Below are 24,406 nucleotides of genomic sequence, written 5' to 3'. Positions count from 1 at the left end.
TCTATTGCGCCAGGCCAGCTTAGGACGGCCCATGCAGCTTGCCCAGCGCGTGGCGCGCAGCTTGTTCCTGCATGCGGCGCCTGTCGAAACCACCGCAGCCGTGCTAGGTTCAGTGCATGCCAACAGATGCCGACCTGAACCTGCTGTTTGCGTTGAACGCACTTCTTTCCGAGGGCAGCGTCGCGAGAGCCGCCGAGCGCCTGGGCCTGAGCGAGTCGGCCATGAGCCGCGCGCTCGCGCGGTTGCGGGAATCGACCGGGGACGAGCTGCTCGTACGCGCGGGTCGCGCGATGGTGCTTACGCCGCATGCGCTGGCACTGCGCGATCGCGCAAGGGAGCTGGTGCAGGAGTCGCGCGCGGTGCTTCAGCCTGCGGGCGCGGGCATGGACCCTCGCGCGCTCCAGCACCTCTTCACCATACGGGCCAACGACGGCTTCATCGAGGGCTTCGCGCATCAGCTGGTGGCGCGCGCCGCGCGCGAGGCGCCCGGCGTTCGCCTGCGCTTCACGCCCAAGCCCGACAAGGACGTTCGCCCCCTGCGCGAAGGTTTGATCGACCTAGACGTCGGCGTGCTCGGCGAGTCGGGCCCGGAGGTGCGGGTGCAGGCGCTGTTTCGCGACTACTTCGTCGCCGTGGTGCGCGAGGGCCATCCCCTGCTCGCCGCACCCGGGATCACTGCCGAGCGCTATGCGGCCTGCGACCACGTGGTCACGTCACGCCACGGCCGGACCGAGGGGCCGGTGGACGTTGCACTCGCGGCGATGGGCCTGGTGCGCAATGCCGCGGTCGTCGTGCCCAGCTTCAGCACCGCCTTGTCGATCGCGGCCGCGACCGATCTGGTGGCACTGATACCGTCCTCGTACTTCGAACACCTGAGGGCACGGGGCACGCTGCGCTCGTTTCCACTGCCGATGCCCACGGCGCAGATCACCGTGTCGCAGATGTGGCATCCGCGTCTGGATCGGGACCCTGCGCATCGGTGGCTGCGTGGGGTGGTGCTGGAGGTTTGCCGGCCGCTGAATGAGCAGACAAGCACGCCGTGATTGCGTTCGGGCTTCGACCTTGAACGTCGGCTGTGGCCCGACTGTTGCCGGCGACGTCACCCTTGCTTTCTGGCCGAGAGTCATCACCGCCGAATTTGCGAAGCCGATCGACGTGTTTGCCATTTTGTTGCGTTAGCAACGCTGTATTGGCTACGGGATCACACCAGTGATTCCGACTCCCTTTGGCCTCTGCTCTGGCACTAAGCTTGCTCGCGAAAGCAGATTCAACACAGGGAGAAACCATGGCGCACTTGCAGCCTGCCCATCGCGGCATTTCGATCGGAAGAACCGGACTCGCAGCGGCCTTGTGCCTTTGCTTGGCCGCATGCGGCGGAGGCTCGGATTCCGGATTCGTGCCGAACCCTTTCGCGGGAGCAGCCCCACCGTCCGTTGTGCAGCCGCCGTCGCCGGATACGTCGGTGACCGAAGTCGCGCCGCCGGCAACGATCCCGCTTGCCGCGGACAAACCGTTCACCGACAACACCGCCTACAGTGGCGAGCCCGATGCCGCGCTCGATAGCGCCGTCGAGGGCGCCGCGGTGGTACAGCGCGATGCCGTCATCGACGGCAAGACGATCCGCTACACCGCCACCACAGGGCACCTCGTCACCGAGGACGCCAAGACGCTCGCGAAGAACGCATCGATCTTCTACGTGGCCTACACCGTCGACAACGTGCCCGCGGCCAAGCGCCCTGTCACCTTCATCTACAACGGTGGCCCGGGCAGCCCTTCGATCTGGTTGATGATGGGGTCGTTCGGCCCCACGTTCACGCCGACGTCGATGCCGGACTTCACGGCACCGGCGCCCTACACGATCAAGGACAACCCCGACAACCTGCTGGACCGCACCGACCTGGTCTTCATCCACCCGGTCGGCACCGGGTACTCGACAGCGATCAAGCCTGCCGTCAATTCGGATTTCTGGGGCGCGGACCAGGACGCGGAGTCGGTCAAGCAGTTCATCAAGCGCTACCTGCATGTCAACGGCCGCATGAATTCGCCCAAGTTCCTGCTGGGCGAATCGTATGGCGGACACCGGTCGTCGATCCTGTCGCTGCGACTTCAACGAGAGGCCATCGACCTGAACGGTATCGTGCTGATCGGCCCTTCGACCAACAACACGCTGGGGGAAGATTCGGTGGGCAAGCTCGCCACCTTCGCGGCGAATGCCTGGTATCACAAGAAGCTCGCACCAGCGCATGCGACCAAGCCATTGCAGCACCTGATGAACGAAGTGGTCCTGTTCTCTGACGGCACTTACGCCAAGGCCCTGGCGAATGCAGCGCTGATGACGCCGGAGATCAAGACTCAGGTCTCCGACTACCTCGGCATGCCGGTCTCGGTCCTGACCGCGAGCGGCAAGCTGCCTTCATCCGCGACGCTGCGCAATCGCCTTCTGGCGGATCAATTCCTGACCATCGGGCGGTACGACGGGCGCGCTACGCGCCTGTTCACGCCGGGTGCCGCCGCTTCGGTCTCGGACGATCCGTCCTCGGTCAATATCAGCAGCGCCTTCTATGCAACCTTCAACACGTTGCTGCGCGAGGAATTGAAGTACTTCCCGGCGAGCCCCTTCACCAAACCCGCCGACAACGCTGTCATCAACAACTGGGACTGGACCCACGCCCAGCCAGGCAAGAGGGCCAATGGCGACTCCTACGGCGAACTGGTCACCACCGAAGACCTGGCGCTCACGATGAGCCTGAATCCCGACCTCAAGGTCTTTGTTGCCACGGGTCTCTACGATTCGGCCATCACCTTCCATCAGACGGAAATGAATCTTCTGGGCACCTCGCTGGATTCGAAGCTCAAGGCCGCCAATCTGAAGATGAAAGCCTATCCGTCGGGGCACATGCTGTATCTCGACCAGGCCGTCAAATCGACCTTGCGGCAAGACGTGAGCAGTTTCTACGACACAGCCACGCAACGCGATCCGACCGCGCGGATCATGAAGCGGCAGGCGGAAACCGCGTCGCTTTTGATGGACTGATGCGTTCCGACTCCCTCCTCTTGATGCCATCGGACCCGCCCCGCCCCGGGGATCGGAATTTCCATGTCGATCCATTGCCGGTGGCGTTGGATCTGCCGTGCAAAGAGAAGACTTGAAGTTCGTCGAAATTCGGCGCCTGCACAACGGGTGCCGATACGCGTCGGTCATGCGGCCATTTGCAACGTGAATGGCATCTCTTGACCCGACACGAAGGTGAACGGCGCATACCAAGCCCGCCGTTCTTTTTTTGTCTCTAGGGAAGCAACATCAAATGCATAACAGAAGCTTAAGTCGAGCCGTCATCACGGCTTTTACGGTCACCGCGCTGACAGCGTGCGGCGGCGGGAGCGGTGGCTCCTCATCCTTCACACCGGTTGCCGGTGCTTCCGGCGCGGGAGCCACGCCACCTGCACCGCCCCCAACGCCAGCCGAAGCGGAACCGGAAGCAGCGGTCTTCGCCCGAGTGGCGCCTGCAGACAAGGTGCTGGACGACCCCAACACCTACGACACAACGTCCGATGGTTCGATCGATCTGTCCGCGATCAACGAAGACACCTCGGTCAAGCAGCACACGATCACGATCAACGGGAAGGTTCTGCCTTACGTCGCGCGCGCAGGGCATCTCGTGGCCTACCGGAACGTTGCGCCCACCAGGAAATCGGGAGCGGAAGCAGCGGTCTTCTACACCTCCTACACACGGGATGCACTACCCAAGGAAAACCGCCCCGTGACCTTCCTTTGGAACGGCGGCCCCGGCTCCGCCTCCATCTGGCTGCACATGGGCTCCTGGGGTCCGAAGCGGCTGAAGTCGGATGCGCCCAACATGCCCGATCCCACGAAGCAACCCGAGAGCTTTCCGTTCGAGGACAACGCGATCTCCCTGCTCGACAAGTCGGACATCGTCTTCGTCGATCCGCCCGGCACCGGTCTCTCCACGGCCATCGCGCCCCTGAAGAACAAAGACCTTTGGGGCACCGACATCGACGCCCAGGTGGTGGCCGACTTCATTACCGCTTACATCAACAAGTTCAACCGGCAGAGCTCACCCAAGTACCTCTATGGCGAGTCTTATGGCGGCATCCGCACGCCCATCGTCGCCAACCTGCTGGAGCAGGCCGGCACCAGCCACTACATGCCCGATCTCTCGGGCAAACCCGCGAAGGTGCTGGCCGGATTCATCCTCAATTCGCCGCTGGTCAACTACAACACCAGCTGCGAGATGACGCGAGGGCGGTCTTCTTGCGAGGGCTATATCCCGTCCTATGCAATGGTCGCGGACTACTTGAAAAAATCCACCAAGCGAGGGACCAAGACCCAGGAGCAATACCTTGCCGAATTGAGGACGTTCGCAAGGACGACGTTCAAGGACACGCTGACCACGTACTTCGACCCGAGCAATTACCTCCAGCCCAAGGACAGCGACGCATGGAGTACCTTTGCCGGCAGCACCCAAGGCAAGGCTGTGCTTGATCAATTGGAGGCCTACACCGGCATTTCTACGGAGTATTCGGCGATGTACTTCAACTTCATTCCCGCTTTCTATGAACAAACCCTGATCCCGGGCTCGGTGCTCGGCCGCTATGACGGGCGAATGATGGTTCCCGACAGCAACAGTCCTGACAAGGACGCGGACTCTTACATCAACCTCGCCTTCCTGAACCAGCTCAAGACCTATTTTCCGGATTTCGTGAACTACAAGTTCAAAGGGGCCTACCAGCCTTTGAACGACGAGCCGCGCTACATCTGGAAGTGGGCGCGCATCGACAGCGACGTCGATAGCCGCCCACAAAGCATCACCGACATCCAGGCGGTTTTGACCTTCAATCCGGACAGCAAGATACTGATCCTTCACGGCTATGAGGACATTGCGACGTCGGGCTTCCAGACCGAACTCGATCTCGAAGGCGCGGGCCTGATCAGCCGGATTCCCGTCAAATGGTTCGAGGGCGGCCACATGATCTACAACACCGAGTCTTCGCGGGCACCGCTCAAGCAGACGCTTGACGACTACTACGCCCTGCCGACCCAGGATGCACTCGGCAGCAGCAGTGCCAGTGTCAGTGCTTCCGCGCTTCAACTTCATTAATCGAGGTGCTCCATGAAAAACACTTCCTTCTGGTTGACCGTCAGCGCCATCGCCACCATCGTTCCATTGATGGGTATGAGCAACGCACATGCCTACAACGATCTTCCCCTCCCTCCGCCGCTGCCCAAGGACTGGGTTCCTCCACCGAAGCCGACTGAAAAATCTGTTGTGCAAGGTGTCGAAACCCAGACCCGCGAGCGCTTCGCCGCTGCCGCGGGCGGCGATACCAACGGCCTGCTGTCGCAAGCGCAGGCCAAGGCGGCGGGATGGGGCTTCGTCAGCGACCATTTCAGCGAAATCGACAGCAGTGGCAGCGGCTATGTGCGGCTCGACGACGTGCTGCGCTTCATATCGCAACGTACGCCGCAGCGAATCATGAGCATGAAGGCCGCGGCGCAATCGAGCAGCAAATGAAAAGCTGATCGATGAAACCGCGCCGGCCATCGAGCCGGCGCGGTTTCGTGGCGCCCGCTCTCAGTGAGCCTGGGCGCCACGTGTCGGCCCGTGTCGGCAAGAAATTTCCTGTGCAACCTGGCGACCAGCCAGCCATTGCAATACCTCACCACATAGGGGAATGTCGAAATGAAAAAGAGTGTCGAAGAGCTGGATACGTCAAAGAACAAAAGGCAAAGGCTGACAACACGCGGACTTCAGATCGCCGGTGCCGCTGCGGCCGCCGCGCTCATCAGTGCGGTCATCAGTGCATGCGGAGGCGGTGGAGACGGCGCACCCTCCGTTGTCTTCCTGCCAGTGGCAACCGCGCCGCAGACCATCACGCAAGAGCCACCTCCCGGGCCGATCCCGGCGCCGGAGCCGTTGCCCGGTGTGGGGCCCCAGTTCGAGAAGTCCCCGACAGACGTGCCCTATCCCGCGCTTGCCGGTCTTTACCCGGGGCATGACGGCCCCGTCGTCGAGAACGGCATGGTGCTGCCCTGGCTCTCTCCGAGCCGGGCGCCGTTGAAGTTCAGCGTCAAGGTTCAGACGGCGCTCGACACCGACAACAACGGAAAACCCGATCGTCTTGCCTTGCGCATCGTGCAACCGGCTGAGGTTGCCGATGGCTTGAAGACACCGGTGATCGTTCGACCGTCCATCTACTACGGAGACCCGACCTATGTCGGGAAGCGGCAACCCTTTCTTGGCGAAGATCAGTATCTGCGGATGGGCTACACCGTCGTCTACGCGGACACGATCGGGAGCTACCAATCGGAGGGTTGCGCCAGCATCATGGACGGTGCGGAGCGCCAGGCCATGGCGGATGTTGTTCGCTGGCTGGCGGGCGACCCTTCCGCGAAAGGGTTTGACGACAGCGGTGCCGCAGTGACTGCAGCCTGGTCGACGAACCACGTTGCCATGGAAGGGATTTCCTATGGCGGAACCTTGCCCACCATGGCCGCCGTCACGGGCGTCACCGGCCTCGAAGCCATCGTTCCGGTGGACGGCATCAGCAATGCCTACGACTATTTCTCACGGTACAACGGCGTGGTCCCCGACGAGCTTGGCGTCGTCACTCTCAACGGCTATGCCAAGAGCTACAACAAGCAAAGCCCACCGGCCGACTGCAAAGCCAACTTCGCCAAACTGGACGCGGGCGTTGACGACGAAACACTCGCCTACACCGACTTCTGGAAGGAACGCAATACGCTCGCACTGGCGGGCAACATCAAGGCCGCGACGCTCATCGCGCACGGTCAGAGCGACAACAACGTCAAGACAAAGAATGGCGTTCAGCTGTACCAGACGCTCCATCAACTGAAAAAGCCGGTGCAGCTGTGGTTCCACGCCAAGGATCACGACGATCCGGCCTGGCAGAAAGAGTGGCAAAAGCAAATCATGCTGTGGTACTCGCGCTATCTCTTTGGCGTGAACAACGGCGTCGAGGCACAGCCGACTTACGTTCGGGAGACGCCGCCTGGAGACAGCGTTGCCGGAGACCTTGGCGGCGAGCCGCGGACCGACTTGAGCGACACGCTGACAGGCCACTGCAATCAGCCTGGCTCCGCTGCTCACAACCCAAGGGATTGCATCACCTCGGGCGGGATCCTGGTGAAGGAAGACGCCTGGCCGGCAACGAAGACGGTTTCGTATTACCTGCATCGCGACGCCGCCCCTGGCACGGGCCTGTTGTTGACTCCAGATGCCGGAGACGGATCGGCGGGAGGACCTTTGACGCTAAGCGATAGCGCCGACAGCGGAAGTTTCGCGACCCGGCCTCTCGTCAATGCAACCCGCTTTGCCGGCACGATCTATGTGACGACAACCGTCAAGTTCCCGAATGGCGCAACCGATCTCAAGGCGAAGCTGTTCGTCGATGGGCAGGCCGTGACTTGGGGCTGGGCCAATCCCAGTTTCTACAAGTCCCTGGAGAAACCGGAGACCATTGCTCCGGATACGGCATACAAGGTTTCGCTGGAGATGATGCCGCGCGACTTCACAGTCTTGCCGGGGAGAAAAATCTCGCTGGTGATCCAGGCGTACAACAACTGGAGCGGTGAGACGATATCGCTGGACCTTGCCAATACGACACTGGACATGCCACTCGTGCCAAAGGCAAATCCCGTAGCCGTGATGAAGCTGAACTGAGCAGAGGCCCATGCAGAGGTGGCCGGCAAAGAGTGACGTTTTCCTGATGAACCTGCGTCTCCTGCGGGCAGTTGGAGATAGGCCGTTTGGACGACTTCATCCGCGAAAGGAACACGACAAGAATCCACACTTTCGGCTTCATTGGAGTGTCGTGATGTCCGTGACTTTCCACGATGGAACGAACCTGCTCTACCGGAACTACACCGGCCACAGGGCCTGGAACAGCACGGCCCTGCTGGGGCTGAACCCCAGTCTCAGCTACGACAAGATGCTGATCGACGACTACAACAACGAAGCCAAGATGAAGGAGCTGTTCGCGCGCCCCGGCGCGCAGAACTGCCATCCGGGCGGCCCCGGCGCAAGCAGGCTGGGCGACTATGTGAACTCGGATGCGCGGGACGTGATCGTCGTCAAGGGCCTGCACCAGTGGGTCGAGCAAGTGGGAACGGGCAACGCGCGCTCGGGCTCCAACTACCAGTTGCACATCACCTTCGGCCTGGACGGCCAGCTGTGGCACCTGTACGCCACCTACTACGGCGACTCGCAGAAGGTCACGTTCAGCAGCCAGTGCTCGGCCGGCGAGAAGGTCTCGCACACCGACCACGAGGGGTTCAGCAAGCAGGGGCGCAGGAAGTAGGTCGCCGGTCACGCTCCGGCAAAAAAAGCCTTGCAGGTCGTTGGCCTGCAAGGCTTTGTTGTTGGTGCTTCCCGATGACGCCCTGCAGCGTCCGGCCCTCGGGATGTCACGGGCGGATCGGTCCCCGGGGCGCTCGAAGATCCCGTCCGTGCGCGGTTTGAAAAAGACGCGCCAGCATCGGATCGTCGATCCGTACGCTGCTCGAACGGGGCAAGGAACCGATGACTGCCAGCGCCCGCTCGTGATACGCGCGGGCTGCGGCTGACGCAGCCTCCGGCGTGCGCGCTTCGATGGCGTCGACCAGCCGGGCCCGCTCGGTTGCCAGCTTGCGCACGGTGCGGCGCCAGTCCTTCAAGGTCTCGCCCGAGTGCTCGCGCGCGATGTCGATCTGGATGCGCGAGAGAAAGCGACAGAGCACCACCAGCAAGGGATTGCCGGAGGCCAGTGCGAGCGCGTCCAGAAAGGAGGCCAACCCTTCGGACACGCCATCGCGGTCGGTGGCCTCTTCGATGGCTTCGAGCGCCTGGCGCATGGCGGCAATCTCGGTGTCTGTCGCATGGCGCGCTGCCGTTTCGGCGGCATGTGCGTTGAGTGCGCCGAGCACGCCGAAGATCTCCGTGATGCCGACCTGCTCGAGCTCGATCACCGAGTGCAAGGGCGCCGACAGCAGCTGATCGAGGCGCGCCGTCACATAGGCGCCGCTGCCGTGCCGGACCTCGATCAATCCCAATGTCGTCAAGCCGCGCACAGCCTCGCGCACGGTTGCACCGCTCACGCCATAGCCGGAGGCGAGTTGCTTTTCGGTGGGCAGGCGCGCCCCGCGAGCGAGAGCGCCGGAAAGGATCCGCGCCCGCAGTTCCTGAACGATCTGATCGGCTGCATTGCCGCGCTCGATGCGTTGGGGCGTCCAGGGGGCGGCGGCGGTCGAGGGGAGCGTTTCGGGCATTTGACTTCTGTGTTCTCAATGACTACATTTTACCAAGTCACCTGGTGACTTTCATCGGATTGCCCAGGTGCATTCCGACCCGATCCTATGCCGCAATCCCGACGCCCAGACATGCAATCCACATCGACCCAGGAACCTGTGCCAACGCACCAACTCCCCACCGCCGACCAGGCGGCGATCGAACGACTGCTGACCGACTTCGCGTGGCACGCCGACCGTGGCGATGGCTCGGCGCTTGGCGAACTGTTTTCGCCCGATGGCACGCTGCACGTCGGTGGACTCGACCTGAACGGCCAGCAGGCGATTGCCGACGACTGCCTGCGCCGCGCGGCACGGCCCGGCCGCCGCACGCGCCATGTCTGGTCGAACCTGCGCATCGAGCGCGCACTGCCAGCGCACATCGTTGCCACCGCCGTGCAGGTCACCTACGAGCAGCCCGGCGAAGGCCAGGCCATGCAGGTCCGGGTGAACGACATGGCCGACACCTTCGTCAAGGACTCCGACGGCCGCTGGCGTTTCGCGTCGCGCCGCGTCGAACGCGCCTTGGCTTTCGCAACATGAGCGCTACCGCAAACCCATCGGGTCGCCTCGACCTTGCGTCCGCATCGCGCATCGTCGACGTCGCACTGGCCCGGGGCCGCAGCCTGCAGCTCAAGCCGCTCACGGTCGCCGTGCTCGATGCGGGCGGCCATCTTGTTGCCTTTCAGCGCGAGGACGGCTCCGGCATCCTGCGGCCCCAGATCGCCATCGGCAAGGCCTGGGGCGCGCTGGGCATGGGACTGGGCGGCCGCACGCTCGCCGAGCGCGCGCAGGCGCATCCGGGCTTCTATGCGGCGCTGGCGGCCACATCCGAAGGGCGCATGGTGCCCGTGCCGGGCGGTGTGCTCGTGCGCAATGCAGAGGGCGACGTCGTCGGCGCGGTAGGCATCAGCGGCGACCTGCCGGACAACGACGAAGACTGCGCGCTCGCCGGCATCAAGGCCGCTGGATGGCACGCCGATCCTGGCTGAGATCCGAGGCCCGCGCAGGCCGATCGCAGGCAGGCAAACAAAAAACAAGCGAACAGACAACTTCGAGGAGACAAGCATGCTGAACCGACGGCGCTTCGCCGCAACGACCGCAGCGGCCATGGGCGCACTGACATTGCCCACCGGCCGCGCACAGAGCACGAACTATGGCCGCGTCATCAGCGGCTTCCCGCCCGGGTCTTCCGGGGACAGCGTTGCGCGCCTGGCAGCCAACCAGCTCACGCTCAGCACGCTCAACTACGTCGTGGAGAACCGCACGGGCGCCGGCGGGCGGCTCGCGGCGGAGTACGTCAAGCGCGCCACCGCCGACGGGCACACGCTGCTCGCCACGCCCGACGCAATCCTGACGATGTACCCGCACGTGTACCGCAACCTGCCCTATGCGCCGCTGACCGATTTCCGTCCCATCGCTGCCTTGTGCAAGGTGCCGATCGCGCTGGCGGTCGGCCCGTCCGTTCCGGCCGACGTGCGCGACATGCGCGACTTCGCCCGCTGGTGCAAGGCCAATCCGGCGCTGGCGGCCTTCGGGACTTCGGGTGCCGGCTCCACGCTGCATTTCACCGGCGTGATGTTCGCTCGCGTCACGAAGATCGAGCTGACGCACGTTCCCTACCGGGGCGCCAACCTCGCGGCGCAAGACGCCGCAGGTGGACAGATCGCCGCCTGTGTCGGCGTACTGACCGATCTGATGCCGCTTGCCAGCGGGGGCAAGCTGCGCATCCTGGGCACCTCCGAAGCGAAACGCTCGCGCTTCACGCCCAACGTGCCGAGCTTTCGGGAACAGGGCCTGCAGGAGATCGAGTCGTCGACCTGGTTCGGACTGTTCGCGCCCGCGGCAACGCCCGATGCCGTGGCGGAGGCGCTGCATGCGCGCGTCGTCGCTGCGCTGGCGCAGCCCGCGGCCGCCGAGACGCTGGCCGTGATCGGGATGGAACCGAAGTCGATGCCGATGGCGGCGTTCGCTTCGCTGCTGCGCTCCGACACCGAGCGTTGGGGCACGGTGGTCAAGCAGGTCGGGTACACCGCGATCGACTGACACCGGTTGGAACGGGCGGGGTGCGGCAGTGCCTGCACGGTGAGCCAGCGCTGTGTCGCGAACTCGCGAACGGCCTCTGCGCCTCGTCATGCAGGGTCTGCGCGCTGCACGCGACCTCAAGCTGGCGAGCCGCCTCCGCAGCGCTTGTATCCTCGCCCCCACGCGGTCCGAATTTCATTGACGAACCGCGGCAGCTTCAAGCAATGAAATCATCTCAAACCGACTTTTTCATCGACAAGGGGTATCTGCGGCTGGAAGGCTTCCATCCGAAGAAGCAGGTAGCGGGCATCAGGCAGAAGTTGCTTGACGAGCTCAAGCGGTTGAAGGCGTTGCCCGGGGGAAAGAGCCTGTCGGGTTCGCTCCAAAGACTCCCTCTCTTCCAGCAGATCGGAAAGCTGTCAGCGCTCGTGAAGGTCCCGGGCCTGCATGCGGCGCTGGCGACACCGGATCTCATCGAGTGCGTCACCCGGCTGGGCGGGCGCGCGCCGTCCGCCATCCAGGACACGCAACTGCTGCTGTCACCGCCCAATCAAGGAGCTGCGACGCTCGAAGGATTGAACTGGCATGTCGACATCGCGGCAGGACCGCAGGACCCGCTACCGGGCGTCCAGGCCTTCTTCCTGATCGACGACGTCACGCCCAGTGGCGGCGCCACCTTGGCATTGGCCGGATCGCATCGCGTCGACACGCTGGGGCGGCCTTCGGCCTCTCGACTCCGTGAAGTGTTGAAGACGCCGGGGGACCTGGAGCGCAGTCTTCAGCCACTGGGCATCGACATCGTCGAGATGTCCGGACGCGCCGGTGATGTCTTCCTGATTGACCTGCGTCTCTTGCACGCGCCATCGGTCAACGCGACGAAGAACGTGCGGATGATGGCAACGGTTCGCTGCTTTCTCAATACCTGAAGACATCTCCGGCGCGTGGAGCCGGCTACAAACTCCCCGCAATCCACTCCCTCACCCACCGATGCCCCGCATCCCGATGCCGCCTTTCATGCCACAGCATCGCCATCTCATACCCCGGCACTTCCAGCGGCGCCTCCACCACGCGTAATCCCGGCGCGCCACGCGCCAGCCGTTCGGGCAGCATCGCCACCATGTCGGTCTCGGCCAGCACCGACATCATGAAAAGAAAGTGCGGCACCGACAGCGCCACGCGCCGCGCCAGTCCCATCTGCGCCAGCGCATCATCCGTCGGCCCGACGAAGCCGCCGCCGCTCATCGACACCACCACGTGCTCCATCGCGCAGAACTGCGCGAGTGTCGGCCGGCGCTTCAACCGCGGATGCCCTGCCCTCCCCGCCAGCACATAGCGCTCGTTGAACAGCACCCGCCGATGCAGCCCCGCCGGTGCGCCCACGCTCGTGTGAAAGAACAGATCGATCTCCCCATGCTCCAGCTGACGCGCCATGCGCGAAGGCACCGCCTCCACCACGGCCAGCCGCGTGTTCGGCGCCGCCTTGCGCAACCCGGCGAGCGCCGGCAGCAAGATCGCCGACTCGGCGTAGTCGGCCGCAGCCACGCGCCAAGTGGTGGTCGCTTCGGCGGGGTCGAAGGGCTTGGTCGGCGCCACCGCGCGGCCCAGTGACTCCAGCGCTTCGCGCAGCGGTTCGCGCAACTCGTCGGCGCGCGCCGTAGGCCGCATGCCGCGTTGCGCGGGCACCAGCAGCGGGTCATTGAAAGCCTCGCGCAACTTGGCGAGCTGCACGCTCACCGAGGGCTGCGAGAGGTTCAGTCGCTCGGCGGCGCGAGTGACGTTGCGCTCGGCAAGCAGCACGTCGAGCGTGATCAACAGATTGAGGTCGAGGCGGTTGAAATTGTTCATGGCAATGGCTGGAATTCGAACTATTCATTTCCAATATATCGCCACCGCTCCTAACCTGCGGGCATGTTCTTCATTCCACAGGCAATTCAACCGTGAAAGTCCTCCTCGTCCACGCTCACCCCGAAGCCCGCTCGCTCAACGGCTCTCTGAAAAACTTCATGGTGGAGCGCCTCACGCAAGCCGGGCACGAAGTGCGCATTTCCGACCTCTACGCGATGCAATGGAAGGCGCCGCTCGATGCGGCGGACTTCTCGCACGTCGAGCCCGGCGCGCATTTCGATCCGGTGCTCGATTCGCTGCGCGCCTTCGAAGACGGCACGCAGCCGGGCGACATCGCCGGCGAGCAGGCCAAGCTGCTGTGGGCCGATGCGGTGATCTTCCAGTTTCCGCTCTGGTGGTATTCGATGCCCGCCATCCTCAAGGGTTGGGTCGAGCGGGTGTATGCCTATGGCTTTGCCTACGGCATCGGCGAGCACTCCGACACGCACTGGGGCGACCGCTTCGGCGAAGGCACGCTGGCGGGCAAGCGCGCAATGCTGGTGGTGACCACTGGCGGCTGGGCGCCGCACTACAGCCCGCGCGGCATCAACGGGCCGATGGACGAGCTGCTGTTTCCCATTCACCACGGCATCCTCTACTACCCGGGCTTCGAGGTGCTGCCGCCCTTTGTGGTGTACCGCACGGGCAAGGTCGACGACGCGGCCTATGCGCGGATCACCGATGACCTCGGCGAGCGGCTCGATGCGCTGTGGACGACGACGCCCATCGCATTCCGGCCGCAGAACGCGGGCGACTACGAGATTCCCGCCCTCACCCTGCGGCCCGACATCGCGCCGGGCCGCACCGGGTTCGCGGCGCATGTGGCGAACACGACGGATTGACTAGGGCAGCACGGGGTTGGCCGCCGCGTTCGCAATCGCCGCATCGGCATCGACGCGCAGCATGAAGCGCCTGGCCACCAGGTCGTTGGCCGCGTTGGTCACAGCTACAACATAGCCCGCCTGGTTCGTATAGCGCTCCTGCAGCGAGAGCCGCGGATCGGTCGTCCCGGCGCGTTGTGCCGTCGTCTTCACGAACGGAAAGTACGCGCCGAAAAGCCCTGCCTGATCGATCGTGCCCGGCTTGTTCGTGTAGTTCCACCCGGTGTTGGTGCCCACGGGCACGACCACGTCGAGGCTGCGAATGCCGGCGATGTCGTTGCCGTCCGCATCGACCTGCGGCACGAGGATCGCGTAGTCGCGGCCCAGGTATGCGGGCGGCACCTGGGTGGCGATGCCGGTCTCGTCCTGCGGGCGGTAGTTCGGGCCCCAGTCGAGCAGCGAATAGGTGTTGACCAGGCCCGTGTAGTTCGCGCCCGGAATGGCCGGAAACTTGACCTGCGCCGGGCGCACCAGCGTGGCGTTCGCGAGCTTGGGCACCTGGCTGTCGGGCGGCGTGGTGCCGTTCACGACCCACTCCTCGAGGTTCTGGTAGAGCGCGCGCACGACGGGTATGACGCTCGTGTTCGCGTTGGTCGTGTAGAGCGCGCCGGCGCTTGCGCCTGGCAGCGAGGCAAGGCCGAGCAGGTGGTGCGTGCTCGCGTAGTAGTAGATGCGCGCGTTGGCCGGCTGCGCGAGGTCTGCCGTGCCCCATGCATCGGTGAGCAGCGGCGAGCCCTGCAAGGTCCAGAACTCCGTGCCGCTGAAGCCGATGAAGAGCTTGGGGCAGGTGCCGCTCGCCTCGCAGCGCGAGAGGATGCCGCCGCGGCGCTGGGCCACGTCGTCCACGTAGTCCTTCGAAAGACCGCGCGTGCCGGCCTGGCCGAAAGCCGTGTGGTCGGTGCGCACGCCGCCGCCGCCACCGGGGATCGAGAAGCGCATGTTGATGTTGGTCTGCCGCGCCGCGATCTGCGCGAACACGCCGTCGAACACCTTCTGGCCCGCGCGGTCCTCGTTGAAGCCCAGGTGCACGAAGGTCTTCATGAAGTTGCCGCACTGCGAGACGCCCGATGCGATGGTGTTCTTGATCGCCGCGGCCACGGGGTTGGCCGTGCCTGCCGCATCGCTCGCGTCGCGATGGAAGAAGGTGATCATGTCGCGCAGCGCGGCGAGGCCGAGGCCCATGACCTTCGGGTCCTTCGCGATGTAGACCAGCTCGTACATGTAGGCCGGGTCCCATTTGTCCTTCAGGCACACGTTGGTCTCGTCGGTCGTGCCGGGGAATGGCGTGCCCGCGGCGCACTTGGCGAACTTCCACTCGCTCGCGGGAATGAGCTGGCGCGCATCGCCCTCGTTGATGCGGCGCGTGAGCACATAGCCGGGCTTGGTGTTGTCCAGGCTCGCGGTCGCGTAGGCCTGCATCGCGCCGTTGAACGGGCCGCCGGGCAGCGGCAGCGAATCGTTCGTCGCCACCGTGGGCAGCAACTCGGCGCGGTAGGGGCCGGTGATGGTGCTGCCATCGGCATTCTTCGCGACCGGCACGTTGAGCGTGAGCTTGCCGGCGGCTGCGGGCACATCGCCCTGCCATGCGGCCGTGAGGAACACGTAGCCGCGCGCGGCGAAGTACGGATCGAGGTTCACGATGTTGCCGCGGTTGGGCGCGTCGTAGCGCAGCACGCCGCTGGCCTTGGTCATGTCCTTGGGCTTGAAGAGCACGAAGTCCGACGCGTACTCGACCTTGCCGTTGGCGTTGAGCGGCGCGAGCTGCAGGTCCTGGATGATCGCGTTGCGCGCGTCCTTCGGGTCGACCTCACCGGTGAAGGTGCCGCTGATCTTCTCGTAGGCGCCTGCACTGCCGAAGGTGCCGGGCACGTCTTCGGTCTTGCTGATCGCGAGCCTGAATTTCGGCGCGGTGGCGGCCGGGGGTTGCGTGACGGGTGGCGGCGTTCCGGCGGAGGGCGGCAGCACGAAGCCCCCGCCTCCACCGCCGCTTCCGCCGCAGGCACTCAGAAAAAGGGCGGCCGAAGCCACCGTGGCAGCCGCAAGGCTCCAGCGTTTCATGGTTTGTCTCCTGTTGTGGTGTTCTGTATTGCGCGGCGCCGATCTCCGCTACGGCGTGCGCATCAGCGCGTGGACATCACTCGGCCTCGATGCCGGCCGCCTTCACGATGCGGCCCCACTTCTGCGACTCGCCGGCCTGGAACTTCGCCAGCTCCTCGGGCGAGGTAGTAAACACCTCGGTGCCGGTCGGTTCGTAGAAGGAGGTCTTCGCCGACTCGCTCTTCGCGGCCTTCACGAGCAGTTCGTTCAAGCGCTTGACGACGGCGGGCGGTGTCTTCGCGGGCGCGTAGGCCGCGAACCAGTAGCCCATCTCGTAGCCCTTCACGCCGGCCTCGGAAATGGTGGGCACGTCGGGCGCGAGCGGCGACCGGCTGGCGCTCGACATGCCCAGCGCGCGCAGCTTGCCGCCCTTCACTTGCGGCAGGCCTGTGGCGGTGTCGGTGATCATCATGTGGATCTGCCCGCCGAGCAGGTCGGTCACGGCCAGCGTGTTGCTCTTGTAGGGCACGTGCAGCAGCTTGATGTCGGCCATCTGCTGCAGCAGTTCGCCGGCCATGCGACTGGACGAACTGCCGCTGCCGAAGCTGTACTTGCCCGGCTCCTTCTTCGCGAGCGCTATGAACTCGGCCACGGTCTTGGCGGGGAACGAGGGGTTCACCACCATGATCTGGCCGCCCTTGCCGAGCGCGGCGATGGGGGCGAAGTCTTTCACCGGGTCGTAAGGCAGCTTCTTGAACAGGTGCTCGTTGGCGGCGTGCGTGGTGTTGGTGGTGATGAGCACCGTGTAGCCATCGGCCGGTGCCTTGGCCACGTTCTGCGAGGCGATGAAGCCGCTCGCGCCGGCCTTGTTGTCGATGATGACGGGCTGTTTGGTCTCGGCCGTGATGCTGTTGCCGAGCGCGCGCGCGATCTGGTCGGTGGCGGTGCCGGCCGCGAACGGCACGACGAAGGTGATGGACTTCTCGGGGAAGGCCTGTGCATGGCCCAGCAACGGGGCCAGCGCGAGCGCCGTGGTCAGTACGGCGAGGGGAAATCGTTTCATTGTTTTGTCTCCGGATGGATGAGTAAGAAAAAGGGAACGCCGTCGCTACGACCCCGCGAGCAGCGGTTCGAGCGCGCGAGGAATCTGGATCGGCATGTCGAGCAGCAGGAACGAGAGCGCCTTGCCATGCGCATCGAGGTTCAGCGCATCGTTGACGCCGCCGTCGAGCACCGCGTCGAGCACGAAGTTCATCGCGTGCAGCCTGGGCAGCACGAAGCGCTGCACGTGCGATGGCGCGCGGTGGCGGAACTGCGCGGCCACGCGCTCGGGTGTGAGCTGATCGAGCAGCAGCGGATAGAACTCGGCGCGCCATGCGATCACGCTGATGTTGGAGCGGTCGCCCTTGTCGCCGGTGCGGCCGTGGGCTGCGCGGTAGAGGGGGACTTCGATGAGCGAGTCGAGCCCTGACGTCGGGTGGTTCATACGCGGCCTTGCCCCCTCTCCCGCTTGCGGGAGAGGGTTGGGGTGAGGGTGCCTCCCAGGGCCTCTGCATGCCCCCTCATCCCCCGCCTTCTCCCGCAAGCGGGAGAAGGAGCCAATACCAACACGCTGCTCATACCAAGTCCTCCGCATCCATTAATTCAAACCGCACCGGCACCGCGTCGCGCGGCAGCAGGCACGAGAGCGTGTTGAGCCGCGGCGTGAGCGCGGTGCGCACGCCGCCGCCGCCCGCGGGGCCGCAGGTGTAGAGCGCCATCACTTCGCGCGCCAGGCGCTCGGCCTGTGCGCGGTCTTCGTGCGTGGCCGCGACGCGCAGGCGCACGTCGCGCAGGCCCGTGTCAGGCGTGTCGGCGAGCGCGCGGCCGGCGTCATCGCCGAGGATGCTCAGCGCGCCGATGAGGTCGACGCGCAGGGCGAGGCCATCGAGCCGCTTGCGCAGCACGTCCGCCGCGAGCCGGGCTCGGGCTTCGGCGCGCGGGCCGGCATAGGAGATTTCGCCCTCGGCCAGCCAACCGCCTTCGTGGCAGACGTTGACCTTGTAGTGGCTCGGCCGCTCATGGCCGCGGACGCCGGAGAGTTCGACGCGGTCCTTGCCGGGCAGCGCGCGCACCTCGACTTCGGCGATGTCGGCGATCACGTCGGGTGTGAGGTAGGCGCTCGGGTCGTGCACTTCATAGAGCAGTTGCTCCTTCACCGTGGCTTCGCTCACGAGGCCGCCTGTGTTGTCGGCCTTGCCGATGGTGCAGTGGCCGTCGGCGTCGATCTCGGCAATCGGAAAGCCCACGGCTTCGAGCCCCGGCACGTCCTTGTAGCCCGGGTCGGCGAAGTAGCCGCCACAGACCTGCGCGCCGCATTCGAGCAGATGGCCCGCCATGGTGGCGCGGCCGAGGCGGTGCCAGTCGTCGGCGCGCCATCCGAAGTGCGACATGGCCGGGCCCACGGTGAGCGACGGGTCGGCCACGCGACCGCACACGACGATCTGCGCGCCCGCATCGAGCGCGGCGGCGATGGGCTCGGCGCCGATGTATGCGTTGGCGCTGACGACGCGCAAGCCCTCGACCTGCGCGCCGAGTGCGTCTTTCAGCAGCGCGCGATGTTCGGAGCCCGAGAGGTCATCGCCCTCCACTACAGCGATGTGCGGCTCAGCGGCTCCGAGTTCGCGCGCCATGCGGGCGATATGCCGCGCCGCAGCACGCGGATTGGCCGCGCCGAAGTTGCTCACGATGCGGATGCCATGCGCAAGGCAGCGCGCGAGCACCGGCCGCAGCATCGCATCGAGCAGCGGCTCGTAGCCGGCCTCGGGGTTGTCGCGGCGGCGCAGTTGCGCGAGTGCCAGCGTGCGTTCGGCCAGCGTCTCGAAGATCAGGAAGGCGCGCTGCCCGGCCGGCGCACCGGCGAGCCGCGCGATCAGCGTATCGACCACCGGCCCGGCCGCATCCGTGCGGTCGCCGGAGAAACCAGCCGCGCAGCCGATCAACAAAGGGGGCAGTGATTGGGCATTCATCGAGGTGCAATGTAGGCAAAGGGTTGCGATCCGTAAAATCGAAAATCCGGATCAATTGATCTGCATTTCAAATAAGAAGGCTAGAGACATGAGAAAGACGCCCGACCTCTCCACGCGGCAATTGCGCGCCTTTCTCGCGCTGGCCGAGCACCGCAACTTCACGCGCGCGGCGCAGACCAGCCACCTGTCGCAGCCCGCGTTCAGCGCGCTGATCCGCACGCTCGAAGACGCCATCGGCACGCGCCTTTTCGACCGCGACACGCGCAGCGTGCAGCTCACGCCCGAAGGCCGGCTCTTCGAGAGTTCGGCACGCCGCCTGCTCGACGACATGGGCAGCGCCATGGGCGACCTGGCCGACCACGTGGAGCGCCGCAAGGGCCGCGTGCGCGTCGCAGCCCTGCCCTCGCTGGCCGCGGGCTGGCTGCCGGCGGTGTTCGCGGAGTTCATGCAGGCCTGGCCCGGCATCCGCATCGACCTGGACGATGCGCTGTCCGATGCCTGCGTGGCACTGGTGCGCAGCGGCCAGGCCGACTTCGCGCTCGCGGCCTCGGGCGCGGCGGCCGACAGCGACCTGCGCGCGCGCAAGCTCTGCACCGATCGCTTCCACCTCGTGTGCCGCGCCGACCATCCGCTCGCGCACGAGGCGCGCCTCACGGTGAAGAAAATCGCGCCGTGGCCCTTCATCCAGATGGCGCGCAACAGCAGCGTGCGACAGGCGCTCGACGCGGCGCTGCACCCGCTGCGGCTGAACGCGGTGTTCGAGGTGGAGCACCTGGCCACCGTGATGGGGCTGGTGGAGGCAGGGCTCGGCATCAGTGTGGTGCCGGCGCTCACGCTCTTTCACTTCCGGCGCGAGACGCTGGTGACGCGGCCATTGCCGCTGCCGGCGCTCACGCGCACGCTGTATCTGGTGCAGCGGCGGGAGGGCAGCCTCTCAGTGGCGGCGCAGACGCTGCATGACCTTGTGGTCGCGCGGCTGGGGTCCTTGCGGCTGGACTGAATCCGCCTATCTGGCAACGGGGCAACTCGACCAGTTGATGCAAGCCTCTGTGCGGTCCTTTCGACACAATGGGCTCACCCACCCCTGCACGGAGACAACCGCACATGCAGCAAGAAGAACAGATCGCACTGATCCGCCGCGCACTCGCGCTGATCGAAAACGGCGGCAGCGAGCGCGGCGAACCAGCCGTGAGTCCCGTATCGCGCTACCTCGACCCGGCACGCCACGAGCTCGAGGTGGAGCGCATCTTCCGCCGCCATCCGCTCGCACTCTGCCCTTCGGCCTCGCTCGCCAACGCAGGCGATTCGTTCGCCATCGACGTCGCCGGCCTGCCGCTCTTGCTCGTGCGCGCGCAGGACGGCCAGCTCAATGGATTCATCAACGCTTGCCGGCACCGCGGCGCGCGGCTCAAGCCGGCGGGCCTGTCGAACCAGCGTGCGCTCGTCTGCCCGTACCACAGCTGGACCTACGGGCTCGACGGCGCATTGCGCGGCCGCCCCTCGGGCGAAGACTTTCCGCATGCGCCGGCTTCGGATTGCAGTCTCGCGCGCGTGCCGGTGGCGGAGGCGCTGGGCTTCGTGTGGGTCGTGCCCCGCGCGGTGGCCGAGGGTGAAAGCGCCGAGATCGATATCGATGCATGGCTAGGCCGCTTCTGCACCGACCTGCGCTCATGGGGCTACGACCGCTGGGTGCCGTTTCACCAGCACGCCTTCGACAACGCGGCGAACTGGAAGATTCCGTTCGAGGCCAACCTGGAGACCTATCACTTCCAGTACGCGCACCGCAACAGCATCGCGGCGCTGTTCTACGACAACCTGCTGATGGCCGACCACGACCGGCAGCATCACCGCCTCTTCCTGCCCAAGCGCAGCATCGAAGGCTTGCGCGAAGTGCCTTCGAGCGAGTGGCAGGTCGGCCCGCATTCGAACATCATTTACTTCTTCTTCCCGGCCACCTTCGTCCTGCACGAGGGCGACCACGCCAATGCCTTCACCGTGCTGCCCGAGGCGCCCGGCCGCTCGCGCGTGATCGCGAGCACGCTGATTCCCGAGCTGCCGAAGAGCGAGAAGGCCACGAACTACTGGCGCAAGAACGTCGCATCGTTCTGGGGCGCGCTGGACGAAGACTTCGCGCTCGGCGTGTCGGCGCAGTCAACGCTGGCGAGCGGCGCGCAGGCCTCGCTCTACTTCGGCGCCACCGAGTGGTGCTCGGCGAAGTTTCACGCGGACGTGGAAGCGGCGATCAGCTGAGCCAGCGCAGCGCGCGCGGTCGGGTTCGGCGTGGGCTCTGCAATCTTGTGCAGCGTGTTGCGGTCGGTGTGGCGAAAGGGCTCCGGCTTGCCGAGCACATCGAGCAGCGTCACCTGTTCGTACGACCAGCTGGCGTTGTCGTGGATCGTCACGGAGATGTCGTAACGCAGCGTCTTGAACGCGTGCTCCAGGAACGGATTCGACAGGATGCCGTTGGTCACCGCGCCGCGCACCGCCTCCAGCTTGAACGACTTCGCATCGGGCGCCGCGTGCCCCATGGCCATGACGGCCTGCCCGCGCGGAATCGTCAGCGTCTGGATCACCGTGCCGGTGGCGGCCTCCCAGAGCCAGTAGCCGACCTGGTCGTGAAAGCTCTCGACCTCGTCGGGCTTGACGATGCGCACGTGGTAGCGCAGCCCGTAGAAGATCTGCGGCCCGTTGGTCTGCGCATCGATGGGTTGGAACTCGGCATGCTCGACGTAGGCTTCCGCTTCGGGGCCGTCTTCTCCTGGCGCCACGTCGTGGCCCACGGCGCTGGTCCAGATGCCGGCGAGGCCGGTAAGCGGGCCGAGGTTGGAGAGCGTGTGCGGATCGGGTTCGGGTTCTGTGTAGATGTCGTGGGGATAATCGGCCATGTTTTTTCCTGGATCTGGGTGTGACGGGCCGAAGTATCGCCAAAAGAGGGCGTCCGGCCGCCAGACTTTCCAGCGCTCCCCCTCCCAGGAAGCAAGACATACCCGCCCCAACCCCCTTCCCGGGTTTCCCCCCACATCAAAATGAGGTACGCACCTCAAAATCCGCCCATGCCCTCCAGCACCCAGCGACACCCCCTGCAAACCGGACGGGCCACACTCAGCGACGTGGCGCGCGAAGCCGACGTGAGCCTGGCCACCGTGGACCGGGTGCTCAACAAACGCACCGGCGTGCACGCGCGCTCGATCGCGCAGGTGCATGAAGCCGTCGAGCGGCTGAACTACCGGCCCGACCCCGCGGCCGCCCGCCTCGCACGGCCGCATCCGCACCGCGTGAGCTTCCTGCTGCCCTCGGGCAACAACACCTTCATCGAGATGCTGCGCGAGCAGATCGCGGGCAGCAGCGGCTGGATGGAAGACCACCGCGTGAGCGCGCAGACGCACCAGGTCGACGTCTTCGAGCCGCAGCGCCTCGCGCGTCGCATCCTCGCGCTGCGCAGCCAGTGCGACACGGCCGTGGTGATGGCGCTCGACCATCCGCTGGTGCAGACGGCCATCGACAAGCTGGTGGCGCAAGGCATCGCCGTGATCACGCTGGTGTCTGACGTGCCGAAGTCGCAGCGCCAGCACTTCGTGGGCATCGACAACGTGGCGGCCGGCCGCACCGCAGGCACGCTGGTCGGACGCTTCTCGGGCGGCGCCAAGGGTGAGGTCGGCGTGATCGTGGGCAGCCTGTCGCTGCGCGACCATGCGGAGCGCAGCCTGGGCTTCAGCCAGGTGATGGCGGCGGAGTACCCGGGCCTGCGCGTGCTGCCGCCAGTAGAGGGCAAGGACGACCCGAAGCTCGCGCGGCAACTCTCGGCGCGCCTCCTGGCCGCGCACTCGAAGCTGGTGGCGCTCTACAGCGTGGGCGCGGGCAACCCGGGCATCTCGGCCACGCTCAAGGCAAGCGGACGCGCGGGCAAGATCGTCTTCGTCGGCCACGAACTCACGCCGGCCGCGCGCGCCGACCTGCTCGACGGCACGATGGCCGCGGTCATCAACCAGGACGCAGGCCACGAGATCCGCTCTGCCCTGCGCCTGGCCCTTTCCCGCCTCACGCGCGAGCCGGTGCATCCGGACCAGGAGCGCATCCGCATCGACATCTACCTGAAGGACAACCTGCCGTGAACGCGGTGGCGCTGCCCTCCTCCCACTGAAGAAAACTTTTGCAGGAGCGTCGACACATGGCCACCAACATCAAGGGCCCGGGCATCTACCTCGCGCAGTTCGCCAGCGACAGCGCGCCGTTCGACTCGTGGGCATCGATCACGCGCTGGGCCGGCGGGCTCGGCTTCAAGGGCGTGCAGATTCCCTCGTGGGACGCGCGCATCTTCGACCTGAAGAAGGCCGCCGAATCGAAGACCTACTGCGACGAAGTAGCCGGCGTGGCGCGCGAGAACGGCGTGGAGATCACCGAGCTGGGCACGCACCTGCAGGGCCAGCTCGTGGCGGTGCACCCGGCGTATGACGAGGCCTTCGACGGCTTCGCGCCCGAGGCCTATCGGCGCAACCCGGTGGCGCGGCAGGCATGGGCGGTGGAGCAGATGCTGTTCTCCGCGAAGGCATCGCGCAACCTGGGGCTCAAGAGCAACGTGAGTTTTCCGGGGGCGCTGGCGTGGCCGTATCTCTATCCGTGGCCGCCGCGTCCTGCCGGGTTGATCGAGGCCGCGTTCGATGAGCTCGCCAAGCGCTGGCACCCGATCTTCGATGCCTTCGAAGACGCCGACTGCAACGTCTGCTTCGAGCTGCATCCGGGCGAAGACCTGTTCGATGGCGTGACCTTCGAGATGTTGCTGGAGCGCGTGAAGAACCATCCGCGCTGCTGCATCAACTACGACCCCTCGCACTTTTTGCTGCAGCGGCTCGACTACCTCGAGTTCATCGACATCTACCACTCCCGCATCAAGGCGCTGCACATCAAGGATGCGGAGTTCCGCCCGACCGGACGGCAAGGCGTGTACTCGGGCTTCCAGCCGTGGGTGAACCGCGCGGGCCGTTTCCGGTCGCTCGGCGACGGGCAGATCGACTTCGGCGCCATCTTCTCGAAGATGGCGCAATACAACTACGACAGCTGGGCCGTGCTCGAGTGGGAGTGCTGCCTGAAGCACCCCGAAGACGGCGCGGCCGAGGGGGCGGAGTTCATTCGCCGCCACATCATCCGCACGACCGAGAAAGCCTTCGACGACTTCGCGGGCGCCGAGACCGATACCCAGCAGCTTCGCCGGATGCTGGGCCTGGAGAAGACCACGGCGAAATAACCCAACGAGTCAGCTTTATCTACAA

General features: G+C 65.5%; 22 protein-coding genes. 15 read left to right on the top strand and 7 right to left on the bottom strand.

All coding sequences use genetic code 11. The features are described 5' to 3' along the window. Window positions 1–116 precede the first annotated feature (116 nt). From NU688_RS30405 to NU688_RS30380, 6 genes are all read left to right on the top strand, one after another. Window positions 117–1,043 (top strand): LysR family transcriptional regulator, encoded by a 927-nt coding sequence (locus NU688_RS30405; RefSeq protein WP_257864578.1) that lies wholly within the window; start codon window positions 117–119, stop codon window positions 1,041–1,043. 419 nt (window positions 1,044–1,462) lie between these two features. Next, complete coding sequence (locus NU688_RS30400; protein ID WP_257864577.1) at window positions 1,463–3,034, top strand: S10 family peptidase; 1,572 nt, start codon at window positions 1,463–1,465, stop codon at window positions 3,032–3,034. Between the two features lie 532 nt (window positions 3,035–3,566). Continuing rightward, window positions 3,567–5,120 carry a peptidase gene (locus NU688_RS30395; RefSeq protein WP_257864677.1) on the top strand — a complete coding sequence of 518 codons (1,554 nt, stop codon included), beginning with the start codon at window positions 3,567–3,569 and terminating at the stop codon, window positions 5,118–5,120. A 12-nt stretch (window positions 5,121–5,132) separates the two neighbouring features. Beyond that, window positions 5,133–5,534, top strand: coding sequence for a hypothetical protein (locus NU688_RS30390; protein ID WP_257864576.1), 402 nt, complete (start codon window positions 5,133–5,135; stop codon window positions 5,532–5,534). 402 nt (window positions 5,535–5,936) lie between these two features. Beyond that, window positions 5,937–7,703 carry a CocE/NonD family hydrolase gene (locus NU688_RS30385; RefSeq protein ID WP_257864675.1) on the top strand — a complete coding sequence of 589 codons (1,767 nt, stop codon included), beginning with the start codon at window positions 5,937–5,939 and terminating at the stop codon, window positions 7,701–7,703. 154 nt (window positions 7,704–7,857) lie between these two features. Continuing rightward, entirely contained in the window at window positions 7,858–8,340 is a 483-nt protein-coding gene (locus tag NU688_RS30380; protein WP_257864575.1) for a hypothetical protein, read from the top strand. Window positions 8,341–8,446: 106 nt separating this feature from the next. Here the strand turns inward: NU688_RS30380 and NU688_RS30375 are convergent, their stop codons facing one another. After that, window positions 8,447–9,286 carry a FadR/GntR family transcriptional regulator gene (locus NU688_RS30375; protein WP_257864573.1) on the bottom strand — a complete coding sequence of 280 codons (840 nt, stop codon included), beginning with the start codon at window positions 9,284–9,286 and terminating at the stop codon, window positions 8,447–8,449. 111 nt (window positions 9,287–9,397) lie between these two features. Between NU688_RS30375 and NU688_RS30370 the strand changes: the two genes are divergently transcribed. From NU688_RS30370 to NU688_RS30355, 4 genes are all read left to right on the top strand, one after another. Beyond that, complete coding sequence (locus NU688_RS30370; protein ID WP_257864571.1) at window positions 9,398–9,847, top strand: nuclear transport factor 2 family protein; 450 nt, start codon at window positions 9,398–9,400, stop codon at window positions 9,845–9,847. Continuing rightward, entirely contained in the window at window positions 9,844–10,296 is a 453-nt protein-coding gene (locus NU688_RS30365; protein WP_257864569.1) for a heme-binding protein, read from the top strand. The genes NU688_RS30370 and NU688_RS30365 overlap by 4 nt, the downstream gene beginning before the upstream one ends. 76 nt (window positions 10,297–10,372) lie before the next feature. Beyond that, window positions 10,373–11,350, top strand: a complete 978-nt coding sequence (locus tag NU688_RS30360; RefSeq protein ID WP_257864568.1) for a tripartite tricarboxylate transporter substrate-binding protein — start codon at window positions 10,373–10,375, stop codon at window positions 11,348–11,350. Between the two features lie 203 nt (window positions 11,351–11,553). Further along, window positions 11,554–12,255 (top strand): phytanoyl-CoA dioxygenase family protein, encoded by a 702-nt coding sequence (locus NU688_RS30355; protein WP_257864567.1) that lies wholly within the window; start codon window positions 11,554–11,556, stop codon window positions 12,253–12,255. A 25-nt stretch (window positions 12,256–12,280) separates the two neighbouring features. Here the strand turns inward: NU688_RS30355 and NU688_RS30350 are convergent, their stop codons facing one another. Then, window positions 12,281–13,174 carry a LysR family transcriptional regulator gene (locus NU688_RS30350; protein WP_257864566.1) on the bottom strand — a complete coding sequence of 298 codons (894 nt, stop codon included), beginning with the start codon at window positions 13,172–13,174 and terminating at the stop codon, window positions 12,281–12,283. Window positions 13,175–13,266: 92 nt separating this feature from the next. Between NU688_RS30350 and NU688_RS30345 the strand changes: the two genes are divergently transcribed. Then, window positions 13,267–14,055 carry an NAD(P)H-dependent oxidoreductase gene (locus tag NU688_RS30345; protein WP_257864565.1) on the top strand — a complete coding sequence of 263 codons (789 nt, stop codon included), beginning with the start codon at window positions 13,267–13,269 and terminating at the stop codon, window positions 14,053–14,055. Here NU688_RS30345 and NU688_RS30340 read toward each other — a convergent pair whose 3' ends face one another. The 4 genes from NU688_RS30340 to NU688_RS30325 all read right to left on the bottom strand — a co-directional run bounded on the left by NU688_RS30340 (window position 14,056) and on the right by NU688_RS30325 (window position 19,139). After that, window positions 14,056–16,152 carry an alpha/beta hydrolase domain-containing protein gene (locus tag NU688_RS30340; RefSeq protein ID WP_257864564.1) on the bottom strand — a complete coding sequence of 699 codons (2,097 nt, stop codon included), beginning with the start codon at window positions 16,150–16,152 and terminating at the stop codon, window positions 14,056–14,058. Between the two features lie 76 nt (window positions 16,153–16,228). Continuing rightward, on the bottom strand, window positions 16,229–17,194 hold the full coding sequence (locus NU688_RS30335) for a tripartite tricarboxylate transporter substrate binding protein (RefSeq protein ID WP_257864563.1): 966 nt from the start codon (window positions 17,192–17,194) through the stop codon (window positions 16,229–16,231). A 45-nt stretch (window positions 17,195–17,239) separates the two neighbouring features. Continuing rightward, window positions 17,240–17,617, bottom strand: a complete 378-nt coding sequence (locus NU688_RS30330; RefSeq protein WP_257864562.1) for a hypothetical protein — start codon at window positions 17,615–17,617, stop codon at window positions 17,240–17,242. Between the two features lie 130 nt (window positions 17,618–17,747). Next, window positions 17,748–19,139: an acyclic terpene utilization AtuA family protein gene (locus tag NU688_RS30325; protein WP_257864561.1), complete on the bottom strand. Its 1,392-nt coding sequence runs from the start codon at window positions 19,137–19,139 to the stop codon at window positions 17,748–17,750. Between the two features lie 88 nt (window positions 19,140–19,227). On the opposite strand from NU688_RS30325, the gene NU688_RS30320 reads away from it, so the two are divergent. Next, window positions 19,228–20,139, top strand: coding sequence for a LysR family transcriptional regulator (locus NU688_RS30320; RefSeq protein ID WP_257864559.1), 912 nt, complete (start codon window positions 19,228–19,230; stop codon window positions 20,137–20,139). Between the two features lie 104 nt (window positions 20,140–20,243). After that, complete coding sequence (locus tag NU688_RS30315; protein ID WP_257864557.1) at window positions 20,244–21,389, top strand: aromatic ring-hydroxylating dioxygenase subunit alpha; 1,146 nt, start codon at window positions 20,244–20,246, stop codon at window positions 21,387–21,389. Here NU688_RS30315 and NU688_RS30310 read toward each other — a convergent pair. Next, window positions 21,359–22,024, bottom strand: coding sequence for an FABP family protein (locus NU688_RS30310; RefSeq protein ID WP_257864555.1), 666 nt, complete (start codon window positions 22,022–22,024; stop codon window positions 21,359–21,361). The genes NU688_RS30315 and NU688_RS30310 overlap by 31 nt on opposite strands. 168 nt (window positions 22,025–22,192) lie before the next feature. Here NU688_RS30310 and NU688_RS30305 point away from each other — a divergent pair, with 168 nt between their 5' ends. After that, on the top strand, window positions 22,193–23,251 hold the full coding sequence (locus NU688_RS30305) for a LacI family DNA-binding transcriptional regulator (protein ID WP_257864553.1): 1,059 nt from the start codon (window positions 22,193–22,195) through the stop codon (window positions 23,249–23,251). A 56-nt stretch (window positions 23,252–23,307) separates the two neighbouring features. Then, complete coding sequence (locus NU688_RS30300) at window positions 23,308–24,381, top strand: sugar phosphate isomerase/epimerase (RefSeq protein ID WP_257864552.1); 1,074 nt, start codon at window positions 23,308–23,310, stop codon at window positions 24,379–24,381. The last annotated feature ends 25 nt before the right edge of the window (window positions 24,382–24,406 follow it).

Source organism: Variovorax sp. ZS18.2.2, from assembly GCF_024701975.1.
GTDB lineage: Bacteria > Pseudomonadota > Gammaproteobacteria > Burkholderiales > Burkholderiaceae_C > Variovorax.
The sequence above is the reverse complement of the archived record's forward strand: the minus strand, read 5'-3'. Positions and strand labels throughout refer to the sequence as shown.